The sequence below is a fragment of the Paenibacillus sp. J31R30 genome (genome assembly GCF_059692115.1).
In genome coordinates this window covers 1,315,630-1,330,617 of the sequence record NZ_JCAUAV010000002.1, presented here as the reverse complement: position 1 = coordinate 1,330,617, position 14,988 = coordinate 1,315,630, and the positions used below count along the sequence as shown (strand labels likewise).

14 protein-coding genes are annotated in these 14,988 nt (G+C 44.6%); 8 read left to right on the top strand and 6 right to left on the bottom strand.

All coding sequences use genetic code 11. The features are described from left to right. Nucleotides 1-495: 495 nt before the first annotated feature. The 3 genes from AC58QO_RS11530 to AC58QO_RS11520 all read left to right on the top strand — a co-directional run bounded on the left by AC58QO_RS11530 (nucleotide 496) and on the right by AC58QO_RS11520 (nucleotide 3,741). Nucleotides 496-1,137, top strand: a complete 642-nt coding sequence (locus AC58QO_RS11530) for a DsbA family oxidoreductase (protein WP_497265428.1) — start codon at nucleotides 496-498, stop codon at nucleotides 1,135-1,137. Between the two features lie 71 nt (nucleotides 1,138-1,208). Next, nucleotides 1,209-3,302, top strand: a complete 2,094-nt coding sequence (locus AC58QO_RS11525) for an LTA synthase family protein (RefSeq protein WP_497265427.1) — start codon at nucleotides 1,209-1,211, stop codon at nucleotides 3,300-3,302. A 61-nt stretch (nucleotides 3,303-3,363) separates the two neighbouring features. Further along, on the top strand, nucleotides 3,364-3,741 hold the full coding sequence (locus tag AC58QO_RS11520; protein WP_497265506.1) for a YmaF family protein: 378 nt from the start codon (nucleotides 3,364-3,366) through the stop codon (nucleotides 3,739-3,741). 4 nt (nucleotides 3,742-3,745) lie between these two features. Here AC58QO_RS11520 and AC58QO_RS11515 read toward each other — a convergent pair whose 3' ends face one another. Together AC58QO_RS11515 and AC58QO_RS11510 are read right to left on the bottom strand one after the other, a co-directional pair. Next, complete coding sequence (locus tag AC58QO_RS11515) at nucleotides 3,746-4,765, bottom strand: aldose 1-epimerase (protein ID WP_497265426.1); 1,020 nt, start codon at nucleotides 4,763-4,765, stop codon at nucleotides 3,746-3,748. Beyond that, nucleotides 4,737-5,660 (bottom strand): CPBP family intramembrane glutamic endopeptidase, encoded by a 924-nt coding sequence (locus AC58QO_RS11510; protein ID WP_497265425.1) that lies wholly within the window; start codon nucleotides 5,658-5,660, stop codon nucleotides 4,737-4,739. The genes AC58QO_RS11515 and AC58QO_RS11510 overlap by 29 nt, the downstream gene beginning before the upstream one ends. Before the next feature lie 147 nt (nucleotides 5,661-5,807). Here AC58QO_RS11510 and AC58QO_RS11505 point away from each other — a divergent pair, with 147 nt between their 5' ends. Together AC58QO_RS11505 and AC58QO_RS11500 are read left to right on the top strand one after the other, a co-directional pair. Further along, nucleotides 5,808-7,157: an ATP-binding protein gene (locus tag AC58QO_RS11505; protein ID WP_497265424.1), complete on the top strand. Its 1,350-nt coding sequence runs from the start codon at nucleotides 5,808-5,810 to the stop codon at nucleotides 7,155-7,157. Nucleotides 7,158-7,182: 25 nt separating this feature from the next. Continuing rightward, nucleotides 7,183-7,893, top strand: coding sequence for a LuxR C-terminal-related transcriptional regulator (locus AC58QO_RS11500; protein WP_497265423.1), 711 nt, complete (start codon nucleotides 7,183-7,185; stop codon nucleotides 7,891-7,893). Here AC58QO_RS11500 and AC58QO_RS11495 read toward each other — a convergent pair. Beyond that, nucleotides 7,890-8,735 (bottom strand): YitT family protein, encoded by an 846-nt coding sequence (locus tag AC58QO_RS11495; protein WP_497265504.1) that lies wholly within the window; start codon nucleotides 8,733-8,735, stop codon nucleotides 7,890-7,892. The two genes, AC58QO_RS11500 and AC58QO_RS11495, sit on opposite strands and share 4 nt — an antisense overlap. Nucleotides 8,736-8,966: 231 nt before the next feature. On the opposite strand from AC58QO_RS11495, the gene AC58QO_RS11490 reads away from it, so the two are divergent. Next, nucleotides 8,967-11,075: an LTA synthase family protein gene (locus AC58QO_RS11490; RefSeq protein ID WP_497265422.1), complete on the top strand. Its 2,109-nt coding sequence runs from the start codon at nucleotides 8,967-8,969 to the stop codon at nucleotides 11,073-11,075. A gap of 118 nt (nucleotides 11,076-11,193) precedes the next feature. Here the strand turns inward: AC58QO_RS11490 and AC58QO_RS11485 are convergent, their stop codons facing one another. Continuing rightward, nucleotides 11,194-12,213: a Gfo/Idh/MocA family protein gene (locus AC58QO_RS11485; RefSeq protein WP_497265421.1), complete on the bottom strand. Its 1,020-nt coding sequence runs from the start codon at nucleotides 12,211-12,213 to the stop codon at nucleotides 11,194-11,196. 40 nt (nucleotides 12,214-12,253) lie between these two features. Next, the gene (locus tag AC58QO_RS11480; RefSeq protein WP_497265420.1) at nucleotides 12,254-13,024 is read right to left on the bottom strand and encodes a sugar phosphate isomerase/epimerase family protein; all 771 of its coding nucleotides are present in this window, start codon (nucleotides 13,022-13,024) and stop codon (nucleotides 12,254-12,256) included. A gap of 130 nt (nucleotides 13,025-13,154) precedes the next feature. Here AC58QO_RS11480 and AC58QO_RS11475 point away from each other — a divergent pair, with 130 nt between their 5' ends. Both AC58QO_RS11475 and AC58QO_RS11470 read left to right on the top strand, forming a co-directional pair. Then, nucleotides 13,155-13,955, top strand: a complete 801-nt coding sequence (locus tag AC58QO_RS11475) for a helix-turn-helix domain-containing protein (protein WP_497265419.1) — start codon at nucleotides 13,155-13,157, stop codon at nucleotides 13,953-13,955. 204 nt (nucleotides 13,956-14,159) lie between these two features. After that, complete coding sequence (locus tag AC58QO_RS11470) at nucleotides 14,160-14,387, top strand: 3-dehydroquinate dehydratase (protein ID WP_497240401.1); 228 nt, start codon at nucleotides 14,160-14,162, stop codon at nucleotides 14,385-14,387. Between the two features lie 40 nt (nucleotides 14,388-14,427). Here AC58QO_RS11470 and AC58QO_RS11465 read toward each other — a convergent pair whose 3' ends face one another. Then, nucleotides 14,428-14,940, bottom strand: a complete 513-nt coding sequence (locus AC58QO_RS11465) for a DinB family protein (protein ID WP_497265418.1) — start codon at nucleotides 14,938-14,940, stop codon at nucleotides 14,428-14,430. Between the last annotated feature and the right edge of the window lie 48 nt (nucleotides 14,941-14,988).

The following is a 14,988-nucleotide window of genomic DNA, read 5'->3' as shown; positions in this document are numbered from 1 at the left end:
GGTTCGGGTTCGGGTTCGGGTTCGGGTTCGGGTTCGGGTTCGGGTTCGGGTTCGGGTTCGGGTTCGGGTTCGGGTTCGGGTTCGGGTTCGGGTTCGGGTTCGGGTTCGGGTCGGATGGCTCCAGGTTGTTCAGGTGGTTCCAGGTAGTTCGGGTAGTTCGGTGTTCGGGTAGTTTCGGTCGCCTTGGCCGTAGTAGCAGACTAGGAATTCAGGCAGGTTTGGCGGGTTTATGTGGCTCAGGCTGTTCTAAGGGCTCAATGCGCAGGTGGGTGCATGCTAGGTACTCCGTTGACTCAAATGGCTCATGTGATTGTGTGTTAGGAGGTTCAAGTGGCGCGAATTGTCCGGTGGGTTACGTGTCTCAGGTGACTTGTTTGTCGGCAGGTCACTTCATGGTGACAATGATCAGGTTTGGGTTATAATGTTTAATGGAGATGATTCGAGGATTTTGGACATTTTTTTATTTTAATTTTGGATTGAAGGAGTTTATTCGATATGATGATTGAGATATTTCAGGATTTAGTGTGTCCTTGGTGCCGCATCGGTAAAAAGAATTTGATGGATGCCCTTGAACAGTTTACTGCTGAACCTGTTGAGATTCGTTACCGTGCATATCAGCTTGATCCTTCGACACCAATTGAGGGTGAGCATTTTGAGACGCTTATGCGCAATAAGTTTCGTGCGGATGAGAGCAAGTTACAAGGTATGCTTGAGCAAGTGACTCAGGCAGGAAAAGCATCAGGTTTACATTTTGATTTTTCTCAGGTTGAGAAAATGCCGAATACGTTAAAAGCGCATCAGCTCATTGCGATCGCACCTGATGAAGTCAAAAAGCAGCTTATTGACGACTTGTTTAAAGCTTATTTTGAGGATGGACAAGATATTGGTAATGTGGAATTCCTACTTGAAGCTGCAGGGCTCTTGGGTATGGATCCGCAGCAAACGCTCACGCGACTTAATGCCAAAGAAGGCTTGGAGCAGGTTGAGGATGATCTTGAATTTGCTAGTCAAGCTGGTGTTACTGGCGTCCCGTTTTTCGTTATTAACCGCAAGTATGCTTTAACAGGTGCTCAACCAGCTGCTACGTTCATTCAAGCACTTGAGCAAATTAGTGCAGAGGGTTCAAGCGAAGCTTGAACTAAAATAACGCCCGACATCTCCGACGTGGAGAGTCGGTTTTTTTAAGCTGATAAATAGGAGTTTTACAAATGACTACTTTACTTAAGGCGCTCAAGCAGTTGCCTACTCGCGCAATGATTGTGATTCTTCCTTTTGTTTTGATGTATATGGTTGAATATTTGGAAAGAGGCTCATATAAGGAGCTTCATCATTGGATTACGACTTATCCTTTAGCTATGGTGCTTGCTTATTTCGTTGTTGGCGCTTTGTATTTGTTTCTTATCGCGGTGTCTGGTCGTGTTAGGCTGTCGTTTTGGCTCCTTTGTGCCATGTTGTTGCCTCTAGGCGCGATTAGCGGCAGTAAGTTAAAGGCGATTGGCGCGCCTTATTATCCATGGGATCTATATTTTAATAACCAACTCATGGAGTATAAAAAGTTTTTGAGCGAATATTTAACTAACTCTATTCTTGGTTATAGCCTTCTATTTCTTGTTGTTGTGGCTTGTCTGTTTCATCTCATTTTGCGCAAACAAACAATGAGGTTTAACTGGATCGAGCGCAGTATTTATGGCGTTATTGCTATTGTGCTGGCAACGAGTTTGTATACGGATAAGCCCATTGCTTTCACAAAACTATACGGGGTGTACACGGTTCCATGGGACCAAACGATTACTTATGATGAGAATGGTTATTTGTATTCTTCGGTGCAGATGTTGAACTTTTTGAAAGTGGCGAAGCCCGATGGTTATAGTAAAAAAGCCATCACAAACCTACTGGAGCAAATCCCTGAGAAACCTGCTGCGAGTGAGAAAAAGCCGAATATTATTGTCATGCTAGGTGAGTCATTCTTCGATCCAACGCAGATGAAAAATGTCACTTTCAGCCGCGACCCTATTCCGCATTTGCATGCACTACAACAAAAGTACACAAGCGGCAAGATGCTTTCTCCACAATTCGGCGGAAGCACAGCTAATGTTGAGTTTGAGGTTTTGTCGGGGAATTCGATGCGTTTTTTTGGGAAGTCACCGGATAAAGTCATCCCTTATATTGAATATATGAATCATGGTGTCGATTCCTTAGCGAGTATTACAACAAGACAAGGATACACAGCAACTGCGATAAATCCTTTCTTCAGTTATTTTTTTGATAGCAGAAAGGTATATAAGCATCTTGGTTTTTCGAGATTTATATCGAGTGAATATTTCCCAAATGATTTCTCAGGTCCGAATTATGCAGATCGTGCTGTTGTTAACAAAATTATTGAGGAAACCGAAAAAAGTGTTGGACCTGACTTTGTTTTTGCCAATACGATGGAAAATCATCATCCTTATCCTGCTAATAAGTTCAGCAAGAATACGATTCAGGTTACTGGGAATATTTCAGCAGAGTCGAAGAGCATTTTGGAAACTTACGCACAAGGTATCACCGCGACAGATCAGGCCCTGCAAGATCTCGTTGATTATTATTCCAAAAAGTCGGAGCCAACGATTATCTTGTTTTTCGGGGATCACTTCCCCTTTTTCGAGGAGGATTATAAAGTTTACCGCGATGCCAACTATGTGCTGCCTAATGACCCAGATCTGTACACGAAGACGCATTACACGCCTTTTGTGATCTGGAACAATTTTGTGCCTGCCGATAAGGAGAAGCTGAATCTGACATCTAGCCCCTCTTTCTTAGGACCGATGTTATTGAAATTAGCTGGTGTAAAGGGCAGTTATTATACGGACTATTTGTATGATTTATCTAAGAAAATACCTGTTATTCCTCCGCAAGATATGTGGGCCAAATATAATATTCAGGAGAGCGATCTCGCAGGTTATGAGAAGTTGCAGTATGACATTCTCTTTGGAGGTCGTTATGCCTATGAAGCCAAAGGATATAAGGATACGATCGTTCAACCTGCGTACATACTTGGATACGGTGATCCTGTGATTTCGAAGGTCACACGAGTTGACAATAAAATTTTGGTAAAAGGGACTCCCTTTTTCTCCTCCTGTAATGTGTACGTTGATGGGCAGGAAGTGAAATCTAATTTCGATGGTAAAGATACTTTATATGTTGATTTGACAGTGAATCCTGAAATAAAAGCAGATGAACCGCATCAAGTCGAAGTGCGTGTTTATGATGATAAAAAGATGAAGATCGGTCAATCCAATCTTTATCCGATGCCAACGTCATGACAAAAGCCCCCTATGAATAGGATGAAGGATATCCTATTCTTAGGGGGCTTTTTGTGTGGTGATGATCATTCCACCCGCTCATGTTCATTTCTTCACAACGGTGACTTCGGATGAATTAGGACACCATCATCTTTTGCGGCTGTACACTTTCAGTGTGAACGGGACCTCTTATGATCAGCATGTTCATCAATACCAAGGTATTTCTGGGATTAAGTATGGGCATTATCATGCTTTTTATGGCGTGACTGGACCGCCAATTGCTTTAGCTAATGGTGAACATTTTCATTTCCTCCAAGGTGTTGTAGATTTTAATCTTTATAACACCGGCAGAAGAGGCGCATTGGTTAAATCTGCTGAAATGGAAGGGTTAATTAGACAGCTGCATCAACATGCTTATCAAGGCTATTCGAGAACTGGCATTGGTTATGAACCTTGGTGACAGCTTACTTTGTTTTAATATGAATGGCCCAGTTGAAGGCAAAGGTAGCTCCCGCCTCTAGGGCTAGTGCCCCAGAGAGCTCGGGTGAATATGATTCATTAAACACGTTCATGATGCTTGTGTAAGGCTCTAGGGAGACGGCTTGCGACCATGGGGCTGTAAACAGCACATGAACCGGAAACTTATCTCCCATCTCAAAGATCAGCTTCGTACCGCGAGCTTCATAATCTAGCTCGCATACTTGCGGCCCTGGCGCGATGCTGAGCATCTGGGAGCCGCCAGGGTAGCCAGGTAGCGAAGAGACGCTCGCGCCCTTCTGTAAGGCCGCTGTGAGCGCTGTCGGCACAGGCTCGCCTGCCGCAAACCCACCCGCGGTTAGCGGCCATTCTGCCGCCGCGGGAATGGTTACCCGCACGCGGTCAGCCTCGCCCTCCGCGAACGCGAAGTACGGGTGAAAGCCAAGCGACAGCGGCATGGAATCGCCGCCTCGGTTGGCTATTTCACCGCTGAGCGACAGCGTACCGTCCTTCAAACGGTACGTGAAGCGGAAGCATGCGGCGTGTGGGAAATACGCCAGCATGTCCGGGGTCTCCGCGATGTCAAACTCCGCGGAGACATAAGCCCCGCCAGCCGCGTCTGCGCCGCTGGCGACGACCTTCCACGGCCGCTCGCGCAGCTGGCCGTGGGCGTGATCAGGCTCCCGATTCGCCGGGAGCCGGTATTCGCGGCCACCGAAGGTGAACGCCGCGTTCTTGACGCGCCCCGGCGGGAACAGAATGGGCACGCCGTAGCGCGAGGAATTGACGCGAAGCTCCGCCAAGGCGGAAGGCTTCGCGATGTAGCTGTGGTTCCGCACATCGAAGCGGAACAGGTGCAGACCGACGGCCGGAATAATTTCGGCCACGGCTTCTGCTTGGTGGTCGACGAGTCTTAGCGTCGACTCCCCTTCCCATTCACTATGTATGAGTTCGTACTGGCTCAAAGATGAATCCCCCTTAGTAGTTGTCGTGACGAATCGCGACATGGCTTGTTCGATTGAAACGATTTTGTGTTTGATAATAGTTATAAAGCATTATAATGCCAAGTACAAGAATAACACTCGTAATTAAGCTTCCTTCTGCCCCGAACGCGCCGCCTGAAATAATAATGGGGCCTTTCGTTTCGGTCGTTAATAGCGATGACATCGGCATGCCTGAAACATCAAAGCCAAATAGACACCCTTGCATGAAATTCCAGGCTAAATGCAGACCCACGGGCATCCATAGACTTCCCGTATACTCGCGGCATAATCCCATCAAGAGACCTGCTAACAAAATATTGATAAAGGGAAATACCGTCGTCCACATCCCAGGATTAAAGCTATGCAGCAGCGCGAAAAAAATGGTAGATACCCCAACCGCCACTTTGGGTCCGAAACGATGCTTTACAAGGCCTTGTAAATAACCGCGAGCAAATAATTCCTCATTGATCGCTACGCCAATAAAGAGAAGAAAGCTTGCGCCAATCTCCAGCCCTTTTGCCAGATTCCATTCAACATCTACAATCTGGATGCCACCGAACAGCCAAATCCCTACACTGCTTATAGTAATTAACGCGCCGCCCCAGGCGAGGCCCTCTCCTGCACGACGACCAAACTTTACGGTATGCAGGCCTAGAGACCAACCTTTTTTCCTCTCAAATAAATAAAAAGCAAGATAAACACCACTAATAAAGCCTGCAATCTGCGCCCATAAGGACGCCTTAATGAAAAAGGGATTACTTGTGACTGCCTCCATGCTTACAATTAACTCCGGATTAAGCCTCACTGCCAACACAGCTGCGGCTATAGAAAGAATGACAGTGATGACGATGATGAAAATGAGGGTCAACAGGACTTTGCCCACAATCCGGAGGATGGGGAATTCTTTTCTCTTCTTCACTTCGATATGGCTTCACTCCTTTCCTAAACAAACAATTCGAGAAATGATGCCTTAATCCTCCCATTTATTAGTAAGGAAACTCTTGTGCAAACGATTACCTCATGCCACAATAGTAGTATCTTATCGACTCGAATGACGGAGGAACACATGCTTTTTGTCCTTTTTGCACTATGGTTCATCGCATCAGGTCTTCTTATTGTAGACCCTACTTCCCGTACGATGCGCTGGATGAGCGCAGTCGCTTTTACTGGCGGATCAGGGGCCTTAGCAGCCGTCATATCGGCGGATGTTATCCCTTATTTCCAAACAACCGCACCAAATCCGTCGCTGAGTGCTTTATTTTATCGCATTATGGGCATCTGCTCATTGCTTTCCTATTATGGCCTGCCTTACTCATTCGCGATGTTATCCTTGGCCTATCATACAACTTGGCAAAAGCCTCTCCTGCGAACCTGGTTGCCACTTGGATTGCTGATACCACCTATCGCTTGTCTGCTCTTGCTGCCGGGATATACCGAAGAAATGCCCATAGATTTTCGTGTTGTCGCAACTTGGGCCTTCCCCTACATTCTCATTGGTTCCATTTTGATTGTTCTTAAAAAAGAGCATCTCCCAGCGATGAAACGAACTCATTTGTTCACCTGTCTTGCCCTACTTCCGCCTATCCTTTGTGTTGGCGTTCTCAATTATGTCATGCCCAGCTTTGGATTCTACCGATTGTGGATCTATCACGTGTGGATTTTGGCATTCGTGGTCCCTTTTTTTGTATTTACGTTTTTCAAATACGGATTTCTCGGCATTCGGCTGCTCATTGAGCGCCGCAAATTGGATTCCACGCTCCGCGCGATTACATCCGGAACTGCTATTCTTAATCACGCGATCAAGAACGATGTAGGAAAAATGCGTTTATTCTTGGAAAAAATGAAGCAGCACGCCGAAAACACGCAGCAAACCGAGCTCATTCAGGACATTCATGTGGTGATGAAAGCATCCAGACACATCCAAGATATGATCAGCCGCGTACATGAACAAACACAGGAGCTTCCTTTGCGTGTTTCACAAGTAAATGTACGTCAATTGATTCTGGATGTCATTGAGCCTCTTGAGGCATCGCTCAGCACGATTCAAGTTCAGATGGAGCTGCCAGAAAGCCTTGAACTCCGTCTTGATCAGATCCAGGTTGCTGAGACATTGACAAACATCCTGATGAATGCGATCGAAGCCATGAGTAGCGGCGGCGAACTATCCATTAAAGCTTTTTCGAGTAAAAAAAATATCGTACTTGAAATCAAAGATACGGGGATCGGGATGGAAAAAGCCACCCTTAAACAAGCTGTTGAACCGTTCTATACGACCAAGACAGGCAATCGGAATAACTTCGGACTCGGTCTGGCTTATTGTTACAGCGTTATGAAAAAACACGGAGGAAGCTTGGAAATCAGCTCGGAACCGGGTAAAGGTACAAGTGTCTATTTAACTTTTCCGGAGCAGCGATAGTCAAGCAGAAGAGAGGAAGTTCCGGATGGAAGCAATTCGCATACTTATCGTGGAAGATGATCTTGATTGGCTCCGCGGTCTAACGGATTATTTGAATCGTCAAGGGGATATAACGGTCGTGGAGAGCCGATCTACAGCAGATGAAGCTCGTGCGTTATTTACACATGCAGCACCATCTGCTGATGTCGTTCTCATGGATATTATGCTTCAGAATGAACCGGCTGGCATCGGACTTGCGGAGCAAGCCTTTTTATTATGGGGAGCAAAAGTTATTATGCTTACCTCGATGGAGGAAAAAGACTTTATTTTCCGCTCCTTTCAAGCAGGGGCAATCGACTACCAAATTAAGTCGCGTTTCGAGGAGCTCCCTGGCATTATTCGGGCGGCACATGCGCGCCAATCCGCTATTAATGCTGCAGTTGCAGAACAGATGCGCGAAGAATTCCGCAGACTCAAACGGTTGGAGCAGCAATTCAAAATCAAAGAGGTACGCGACCTCATCACCCCAACAGAGCTTCAGGTGCTTGATATGATTGATCAAGGACACACCCAGACCGAGATCGCGAATCGGTTCTTCATCTCATTACGAACAGTGAAAATTCATGTGGGTCATATTTTGAAAAAGCTAGGGAGCCCGAGCAGCAAAGATGCCGCTCAGCAGCTAAGAAATTTAGGTTTTTTTGAGCGAGGTCCTTCTCCCAAGGAAAAGGGAAATGACAACGAGAAATCCAACTAGTGGATATCTCGTTTTTTAAATCTTCCGCCTTTGACATCATGGATGTTGCCAACGGCCAGAAAGGCTTTGGGATCCATTCCATCGACAATGGATTTCAGCTTGGCTTCTTCCAGCCGCGTAATCACACAGAAGATGACTTTCTTGTTATCACCGGAGAAGCCTCCCTCTCCCTCTAGATAGGTGACGCCGCGTCCCAAACGATCCAGGATCGCTTCCCCGATCTCTCTAAAGTTGTCGCTAATAATCCACACGGATTTCGACTCGTCAAAGCCTTCGATGGTGACATCAATCATTTTATAAGCAATAAAATAAGCAATTAAGGAATACATCGCTCGGTCCCACGTGTAGACAAACCCTGCACTTCCGAGAATGAACAGGTTGAAAAACATGACGATCTCGCCGACGGAAAATGGAAGTTTCTTCGAAACAAGAATCGCAATAATCTCGGTTCCGTCCAATGAACCTCCAAACCGTATGACCATCCCGACGCCAATGCCGAGGATAATTCCGCCAAAGACCGCAGCTAACAAGGGATCGTTCGTAAGCTCTTTTACAGGATGCAGCAAGTAAGTACCTACCGACATCACCACAATAGCAAAGAGCGTAGATAGAGCAAAGGTTTTACCAATTAATTTATACCCGATGAATAAGAAAGGAATATTTAATAATGTCAAGAACACACCGATTTGGACATGTGTCAAATACGATAAAATAATTGAAATCCCCGTAATGCCTCCATCAATAATTCGGTTAGGGACTAAGAAGATTTCTAACCCTACTGACATTAACACTGCCCCAATAAACAAGAACAATCCACGTCGAAAAAACGCACTTTTTGTCATTTTTCGATGTTGAAGCTGCATGACTGCTTCTCTCTTTAGCTGCATTTGTTCTCTTGCCATAATTGAGTCCCCTCCTATCTTATCTTCTCTTTATAAGTATTCTTGATATAACCACCAATTTCCTCTGTAAACGATCTTTTTTTTCATAGAGATACCATCGAATAATGTCGAAAGGCATGGTATAATATCAGATGTTCAAGGACTATTAACTTATTGTAAACAGGAGAACCTATGAAACAACACATTGAACGATTGTTATTGGTCATTCGGCCAAGACTGCCCTTATTACTTCTTGCAGTAATTCCTGTTCTGATCATGGAGATTTTGAGCCGCGGGAACTATATTGAAATGATGACTTGGAGCTTCAAGCATGTTCTCGAACTCCTTTTCAATGAATGGATCGTAGTAAGCCTTCTATTGATCTTTATTGCAATCATAGGGCGTACGCGAATCGCTTATTGGGTAATTGCCGGATTTCTCATCATCCTAGCCCTCATTAGCGGCGTTAAGCTCAAAATTTTAGGAGTGCCTCTAACACCTTGGGACTTAGTTGTGGCTGGCGAAGCCTCCGATATGGTGAAGTATTTATCCAACATTTTGACCTTTAATGTATTATCTGTCATACTCCTGTTTCTTGTCGGCAGTTACTTCATCCTCTACCGTACAACCATGTTTATTAAAAAAGTAGCCTTAAAAGAACGAGGGATTCTCGCTGGAATTGGTTTATTGATGTTTTTGGCGGTTTACACTGACCTGCCCCTACCTGTTCAGAAGTGGTTTGGGATCGAAGCAGCCGTATGGAATCAAGTTCAGAACACCAAAACAAATGGTTACGCGCTTGCAACGGTGTTAAATACTAGAGCCATGTTCTCTGATAACCGTGAAGGCTATGATGATAAAGCGGTTGAGGCCATTGTGAATGCTTCACCCAAGCCTCCTATTAAAGCTGGGGATTCACCAATTAAACCGAACGTTATTGTCATTTTAAGCGAGGCATTCTGGGATCCTACTGTTATCCCTGGTGCAAAGTTCAGTAAAGATCCGATTCCTTTCTTCCACAAACTGCAGAAGACGGGTACGAGCGGATCGATGCTTTCGCCACAATATGGCGGCGGAACAGCCAATGTTGAATTCGAGGTTCTTACGGGGAACTCGATGCGGTTCTTACCACAAGGATCTATTGCTTATAATCAATATATTTCAAATGAAGTCGATTCATTAGCAAGTATTTATGCGCGTCAGGGCTACACGTCAACAGCTATTAGCCCTTTTTATAATTGGTATTTCAACAGTAATAAAATTTATCAAGACTTCGGCTTTAGTAAATATATTCCGATCGAATATTTCAAACCGACCTATTCCGGTCCTTATATCGCAGATAGCGAGGTTGCAGCTAACATTATACACGCGACTGAGCAAAGTGCAGGATCTGATTTCGTCTTTGCGAATACGATGGAGAATCACTTCCATTTCTACCCTGGCAAGTTCCCTAAAAACACCTTTGATGTAACGGGCAACTTTTCCCCATCTTCGATTGGGATGCTTGAAACACTTGCACAAGGTATTAACGGGTCCGATAATATGTTGAAAGAACTCGTGGAATACTACGAGAAAAAAGGAGAGCCTACGATTATTGCCTTCTGGGGAGACCACCTTCCAGCCCTTGGCGATGATTACGCGACGTATATTGATACCAAATATATTAGCGGCAAAGATGACCCTGATTTCTTGAAAAAAATGTATAGCGTACCGCTGGTCGTGTGGAACAATTTTGACACGGAGCGTAGAGATAATTTGAATATTAGCCCATCTTTCTTAGGTCCTTATCTGATTGAATTATCCAAGCAACAAGGCAATTATTATACAAATTTCTTGTCTGAACTTGCTAAAAAGTATCCTGTTATTCCACCAAAAGATCATTTTGCTGAAATGAACATAAAAGAAGAAGATCTGAAAGATTACGAAACGTTGCAATATGATATTCTTTTCGGAGAGCGGCACGCTTACAAAAACTATCTAACACCGATTATTGATCCTAAATATATGCTTGGTTTTGGTCCAATTATGTTAGATAAAGTCGAATCAGATTCACAAGATATTTCAGGGCGCAGCAATGTAACAATAACGGTAAAAGGTACGAATCTTCCACCGCTTGGTTATGTTACCTTAAACGGCAAACCACTTGTTACAACGTGGAAAGATGAGCATACCGTTACTGCCTTGGTTGATGGGCCTTTACTCAAAGCCGGACTCTGGGACATTCAGGTAAATGTGAAGGACTCCAAAGAGACGATTGTTGGCAAGTCAAACTCTGTAACCATTGATATTGGTGGACGTTAAAATCAAGCTGTGTAGCCCCTTTTTCTCGCTCTGAGAATAAGGGGCTTTTCCATGCCAAAAAAGAAGCTCACCCTCTTGGGATGAGCTTCTTCGCTAAATTTAGGCAACTTGCCATGCCTTATAGATTAATAATTTTACCTGTAGTTTCGGACTCGAACGCTGCAAGGATAACTTTCAGAGCGCGGTAACCCTCTTCACCTGAAATGCGAGGCGCTTGATTAGTTAAGATAGAAGTAATGAACTCATCGATAACGCCGCTAGCTACTTGTTTTTCATTCGTTGATACTTGACCCACTTTATAACGCTCAACAGTGCCGTCACGCAGTTCAACGATTACTTGATCGTTTGGATCTGTATCGATTTTGATAACACCATTCTCACACCAAAGAACAGTGGAGTTGTCTTGGCCTTTGTAGTACGTCCAGCTTGCTACAAGTGAGCCTGTAGCTCCGCTTTTCATACGAAGCAAGCATGTCGCATTATCATCAACGTCAGTACCATCTTTGTGAAGGGTACCTACGAAAGCGGCTACTTGAGCAACTTCGTCAGCAAGCAACCAACGGATCAGGTCAGACTTGTGAACGCCAAGATCGCCCATTGCGCCCATAATGGCTTCTTCTTTGCGGAAGAACCAGCTCTCGCGACCATCCACGCTCCAGCCCTCAGGACCTGGGTGACCGAAGGACGTGCGGAAAGTAAGCACTTTCCCAAGTTTACCGGATTCCAAGATTTCTTTCGCTTTCACGTGCGGAGGCATCAAGCGTTGGTTGTGACCAACCATCAAGAATACGCCATTTTTCTTCGCAGCTTCAATCATGGCTTCGGATTCAGCTGCCGTTGTTGCCATCGGCTTCTCAACTAGCACATGCGCACCAGCATTAGCCGCGGCGATGGAGATTTCTGCGTGAAGATAATTCGGCGTACATACGCTGACTGCGTCTACCTTTTCAGCTTTCAACATATCAACATAGTTGCTGTAAGCTTTTCCACCATGAAGCTGTGCGTAATGCTCCGCTCTTTCGATGATCGGATCTACGAAAGCAACGAGCTCAACGTTGGAGCTTGAAGCGTATTCCGGGATATGTCTATGCTTGGATATGGAACCACAGCCAATGACGGCTACTTTAATTTTACTCATGTGATAAATGCTCCTTCAGCTTCTAAGAATGAATAATGAATTAGTTATGAACGTTTAGGTAATGCTCTTTAACCCAGTTGAAGCTGTTTTCAATGCTTGTTAAAGGTGCTTTCTGGCAGTTATCCTGTTCAACCACAAGCCACTCGACACCAGCTTGCTCTGCAGCCACAATAACTTTTTCTAGTGGAACATCACCTAAGCCCAGCTCCAAAGTAACCAATTTGCCGTCAGCATCCTTCGTGAAATCCTTGAAATGAACCAAAGGAAGGCGACCTGCATATTTGGCAATGTAAGCAAGCGGGTCTTGACCTGCGAATTGTACCCAACAAACGTCCATTTCAACTTTAATCGCATCCTGATTCGCGTACATCGCATCGAAAACAAACTCATCTTCCACTTTGAAATGGAATTCGAAGTCATGGTTGTGATAAAGGAACTGCAAGCCTTGTTTTTGCGTCTCAACAGCGAGTGCCTGGCACTCAGCAATTAGCGCTTTCCATTGCTCAACAGACTCACGCTCTTCAGCAGCAACATAAGGACAAATCGCATATGTAGCACCGATTGTTTTCAAGTAATCGATCTCACCTTGAAAATTTTCACGGAATTTCTGTAAGCTAACATGGCTTCCGAAAGCTTTCAAGCCAAGCTCATCAAGCAGCGCTTTTAGCTTGTCAGCAGGCATATCATAATAGCCAGCAAACTCCACGCCTTCATATCCTAACTTCGCAACATGGCGAAGTGTACCTTCCATATCACGTGCCATATCATCTCTCAATGTGTACAATTGAAGACCAATTCCTAAGCGTCCCATTTGTTCTCCTCTTTTCTCATAGTGAAATCGATATTAGTAACTAAACATTAGTATAATCGAGATTAGCCTATTATGACCATTCACGATATAATTAAAACATCTCTTATTTGGCTACGAAAGGCGAAACGACATGAAAGCTGAACTATTAACTTGTGGGTATTCTTTTCATATGGAACCGTTTTATGTGAGTACCAAATCTGGTCTCCAATCTTATCTTTTTCGATTACAAACGGAAGGTTCCTCCGAAGCGCTTGTCGACGGACAGATGATCCCAATAGAAGCAGGTCACCTACTCCTATTTAAGCCAGGAGATCCTTACGAGCTGCGCATAGAGAACGATCTTAAGCATACTGACGGCAAAATCGCCAGCGGGGATTACTACTTATTTTGTAAAGGCGACTGGATTGATGCCTGGTGGAAACGCAGCAACAAACCAACCTGTATGCGAATTGACCTCGATCCGCGATTAATCTCGCTATGGCGGCAATTAAGTCTGGAGAAGCGCAGAATGGAAGATGAGAATGCCGAGCTCAGCGGCTATCTGCTCCAAGCGCTATGCCTCTATCTCGAGCGAGCAGCGACAGAAACCGTCTCCTTGCAGGGGCGTCCATTCACAGGCACACGGATGAAACGCTTCATTGAAGCACATGCAACGGCCGCATTCAAAATCGAAGATGTGGCAGACCATGTAGATCTTAGTATCTCCAGAGCTGTTCATTTGTTCAAAGAATATTTTGGTAAAACGATGATCCAATATGCGATGGAAGTGCGCTTATCCAGTGCGGTTGAGCGCATGCATGACAGCTCCATGTCCTTAGAGCAAATTGCGTTAAGCTGCGGTTTTGGCTCCTATCCCTACTTTCATCGCGCATTCAAACAGCGCTTTGGGACTTCACCCAAAACCTATCGGCAAAATATGCAAATTACATAAGTCATACTTTTTGATGAAATTCACACAATATTCAATATTCATACTAATTCTATGAAACAAATTCCGCCGCTGATTCGTATTATCTATATACGAACATACATAGCAATCTCTTATTTGTCTTAAAATTGTAAAACTATTTTAAGGTTCTATTAATAATAATCCGATATGCTAGTACTATATCCAATTCTTAGGATGGTGGAAATCATGAAAATGTTTATTACGATTCATAACAAACCCGTACCCGTATACTCCGATGAGAAAAATAAAAAGAAATTCAATCTGCTGAAGTCTGCACTTGAGGCCAAAGTAACCAAAGGAAGAACAACGCTCAAGAAATGCTTGGACTCCATTATTAGCATCGAAATCGTCGGGTGCGAAGCGATCCTTCATTCATTGAATGAACGTGACTCGTTAGCTCTATCACTCTATTAAAAAAAAGCCTGAAATCCATCAGTGGATTTCAGGCTTTTTTTCATAGGTATTTCTCTTCAACCACGTTCAAGTGATGCTGAGCATGCCCGGCAATCACATAAGCAAGTGCGCGTGCAGAAATAGTGAACGTATTCGCTGTGCCTGTACGAGTCCATGCCTCCGCTGTAATCGTAGGTAACAACGTCAGCGTAGATTTGCGAACCGCTTGGAAGTCTTGAATCAAATCCGTCAGCGCAACGTCATCAAAGGATGTATTCGCAATAAAAATATCCTGATCAAAGCCCGGCAGATCGGTTGTATCCCCGCGAGAAATGCGTAGCATTCTGTAGCTCATGATCCGCTCCGTATCCGTAATATGCGCGAGAACCTCCTTCAGGCTCCACTTTCCTGGCGCATAGCGAGATAGGGCCTGTTCCTCACTTAACTGTGAAAATAAAGTAACAAGTACAGCTTCTTGACTGTTCAAAATAGCTACACAATCCCCCTCGGGCACCACCCCAATATATCCGGTATAGAAGGATGCATATTCGTCATGACTTGGTCGTTGCAGCATGTTTGATTCCTCTCCCTTCACATGTATAAAATTGGTATGAATTTCTTA

Bases quoted from the DNA above. Each gene is read 5' to 3' on its own strand.
- AC58QO_RS11530 (WP_497265428.1), top strand. From the start codon at position 496: ATGATGATTGAGATATTTCAGGATTTAGTGTGTCCTTGGTGCCGCATC.
- AC58QO_RS11525 (WP_497265427.1), top strand. From the start codon at position 1,209: ATGACTACTTTACTTAAGGCGCTCAAGCAGTTGCCTACTCGCGCAATG.
- AC58QO_RS11520 (WP_497265506.1), top strand. From the start codon at position 3,364: ATGATCATTCCACCCGCTCATGTTCATTTCTTCACAACGGTGACTTCG.
- AC58QO_RS11515 (WP_497265426.1), bottom strand. From the start codon at position 4,765: ATGTCGCGATTCGTCACGACAACTACTAAGGGGGATTCATCTTTGAGC.
- AC58QO_RS11505 (WP_497265424.1), top strand. From the start codon at position 5,808: ATGCTTTTTGTCCTTTTTGCACTATGGTTCATCGCATCAGGTCTTCTT.
- AC58QO_RS11500 (WP_497265423.1), top strand. From the start codon at position 7,183: ATGGAAGCAATTCGCATACTTATCGTGGAAGATGATCTTGATTGGCTC.
- AC58QO_RS11495 (WP_497265504.1), bottom strand. From the start codon at position 8,735: ATGACAAAAAGTGCGTTTTTTCGACGTGGATTGTTCTTGTTTATTGGG.
- AC58QO_RS11490 (WP_497265422.1), top strand. From the start codon at position 8,967: ATGAAACAACACATTGAACGATTGTTATTGGTCATTCGGCCAAGACTG.
- AC58QO_RS11485 (WP_497265421.1), bottom strand. From the start codon at position 12,213: ATGAGTAAAATTAAAGTAGCCGTCATTGGCTGTGGTTCCATATCCAAG.
- AC58QO_RS11480 (WP_497265420.1), bottom strand. From the start codon at position 13,024: ATGGGACGCTTAGGAATTGGTCTTCAATTGTACACATTGAGAGATGAT.
- AC58QO_RS11475 (WP_497265419.1), top strand. From the start codon at position 13,155: ATGAAAGCTGAACTATTAACTTGTGGGTATTCTTTTCATATGGAACCG.
- AC58QO_RS11470 (WP_497240401.1), top strand. From the start codon at position 14,160: ATGAAAATGTTTATTACGATTCATAACAAACCCGTACCCGTATACTCC.
- AC58QO_RS11465 (WP_497265418.1), bottom strand. From the start codon at position 14,940: ATGCTGCAACGACCAAGTCATGACGAATATGCATCCTTCTATACCGGA.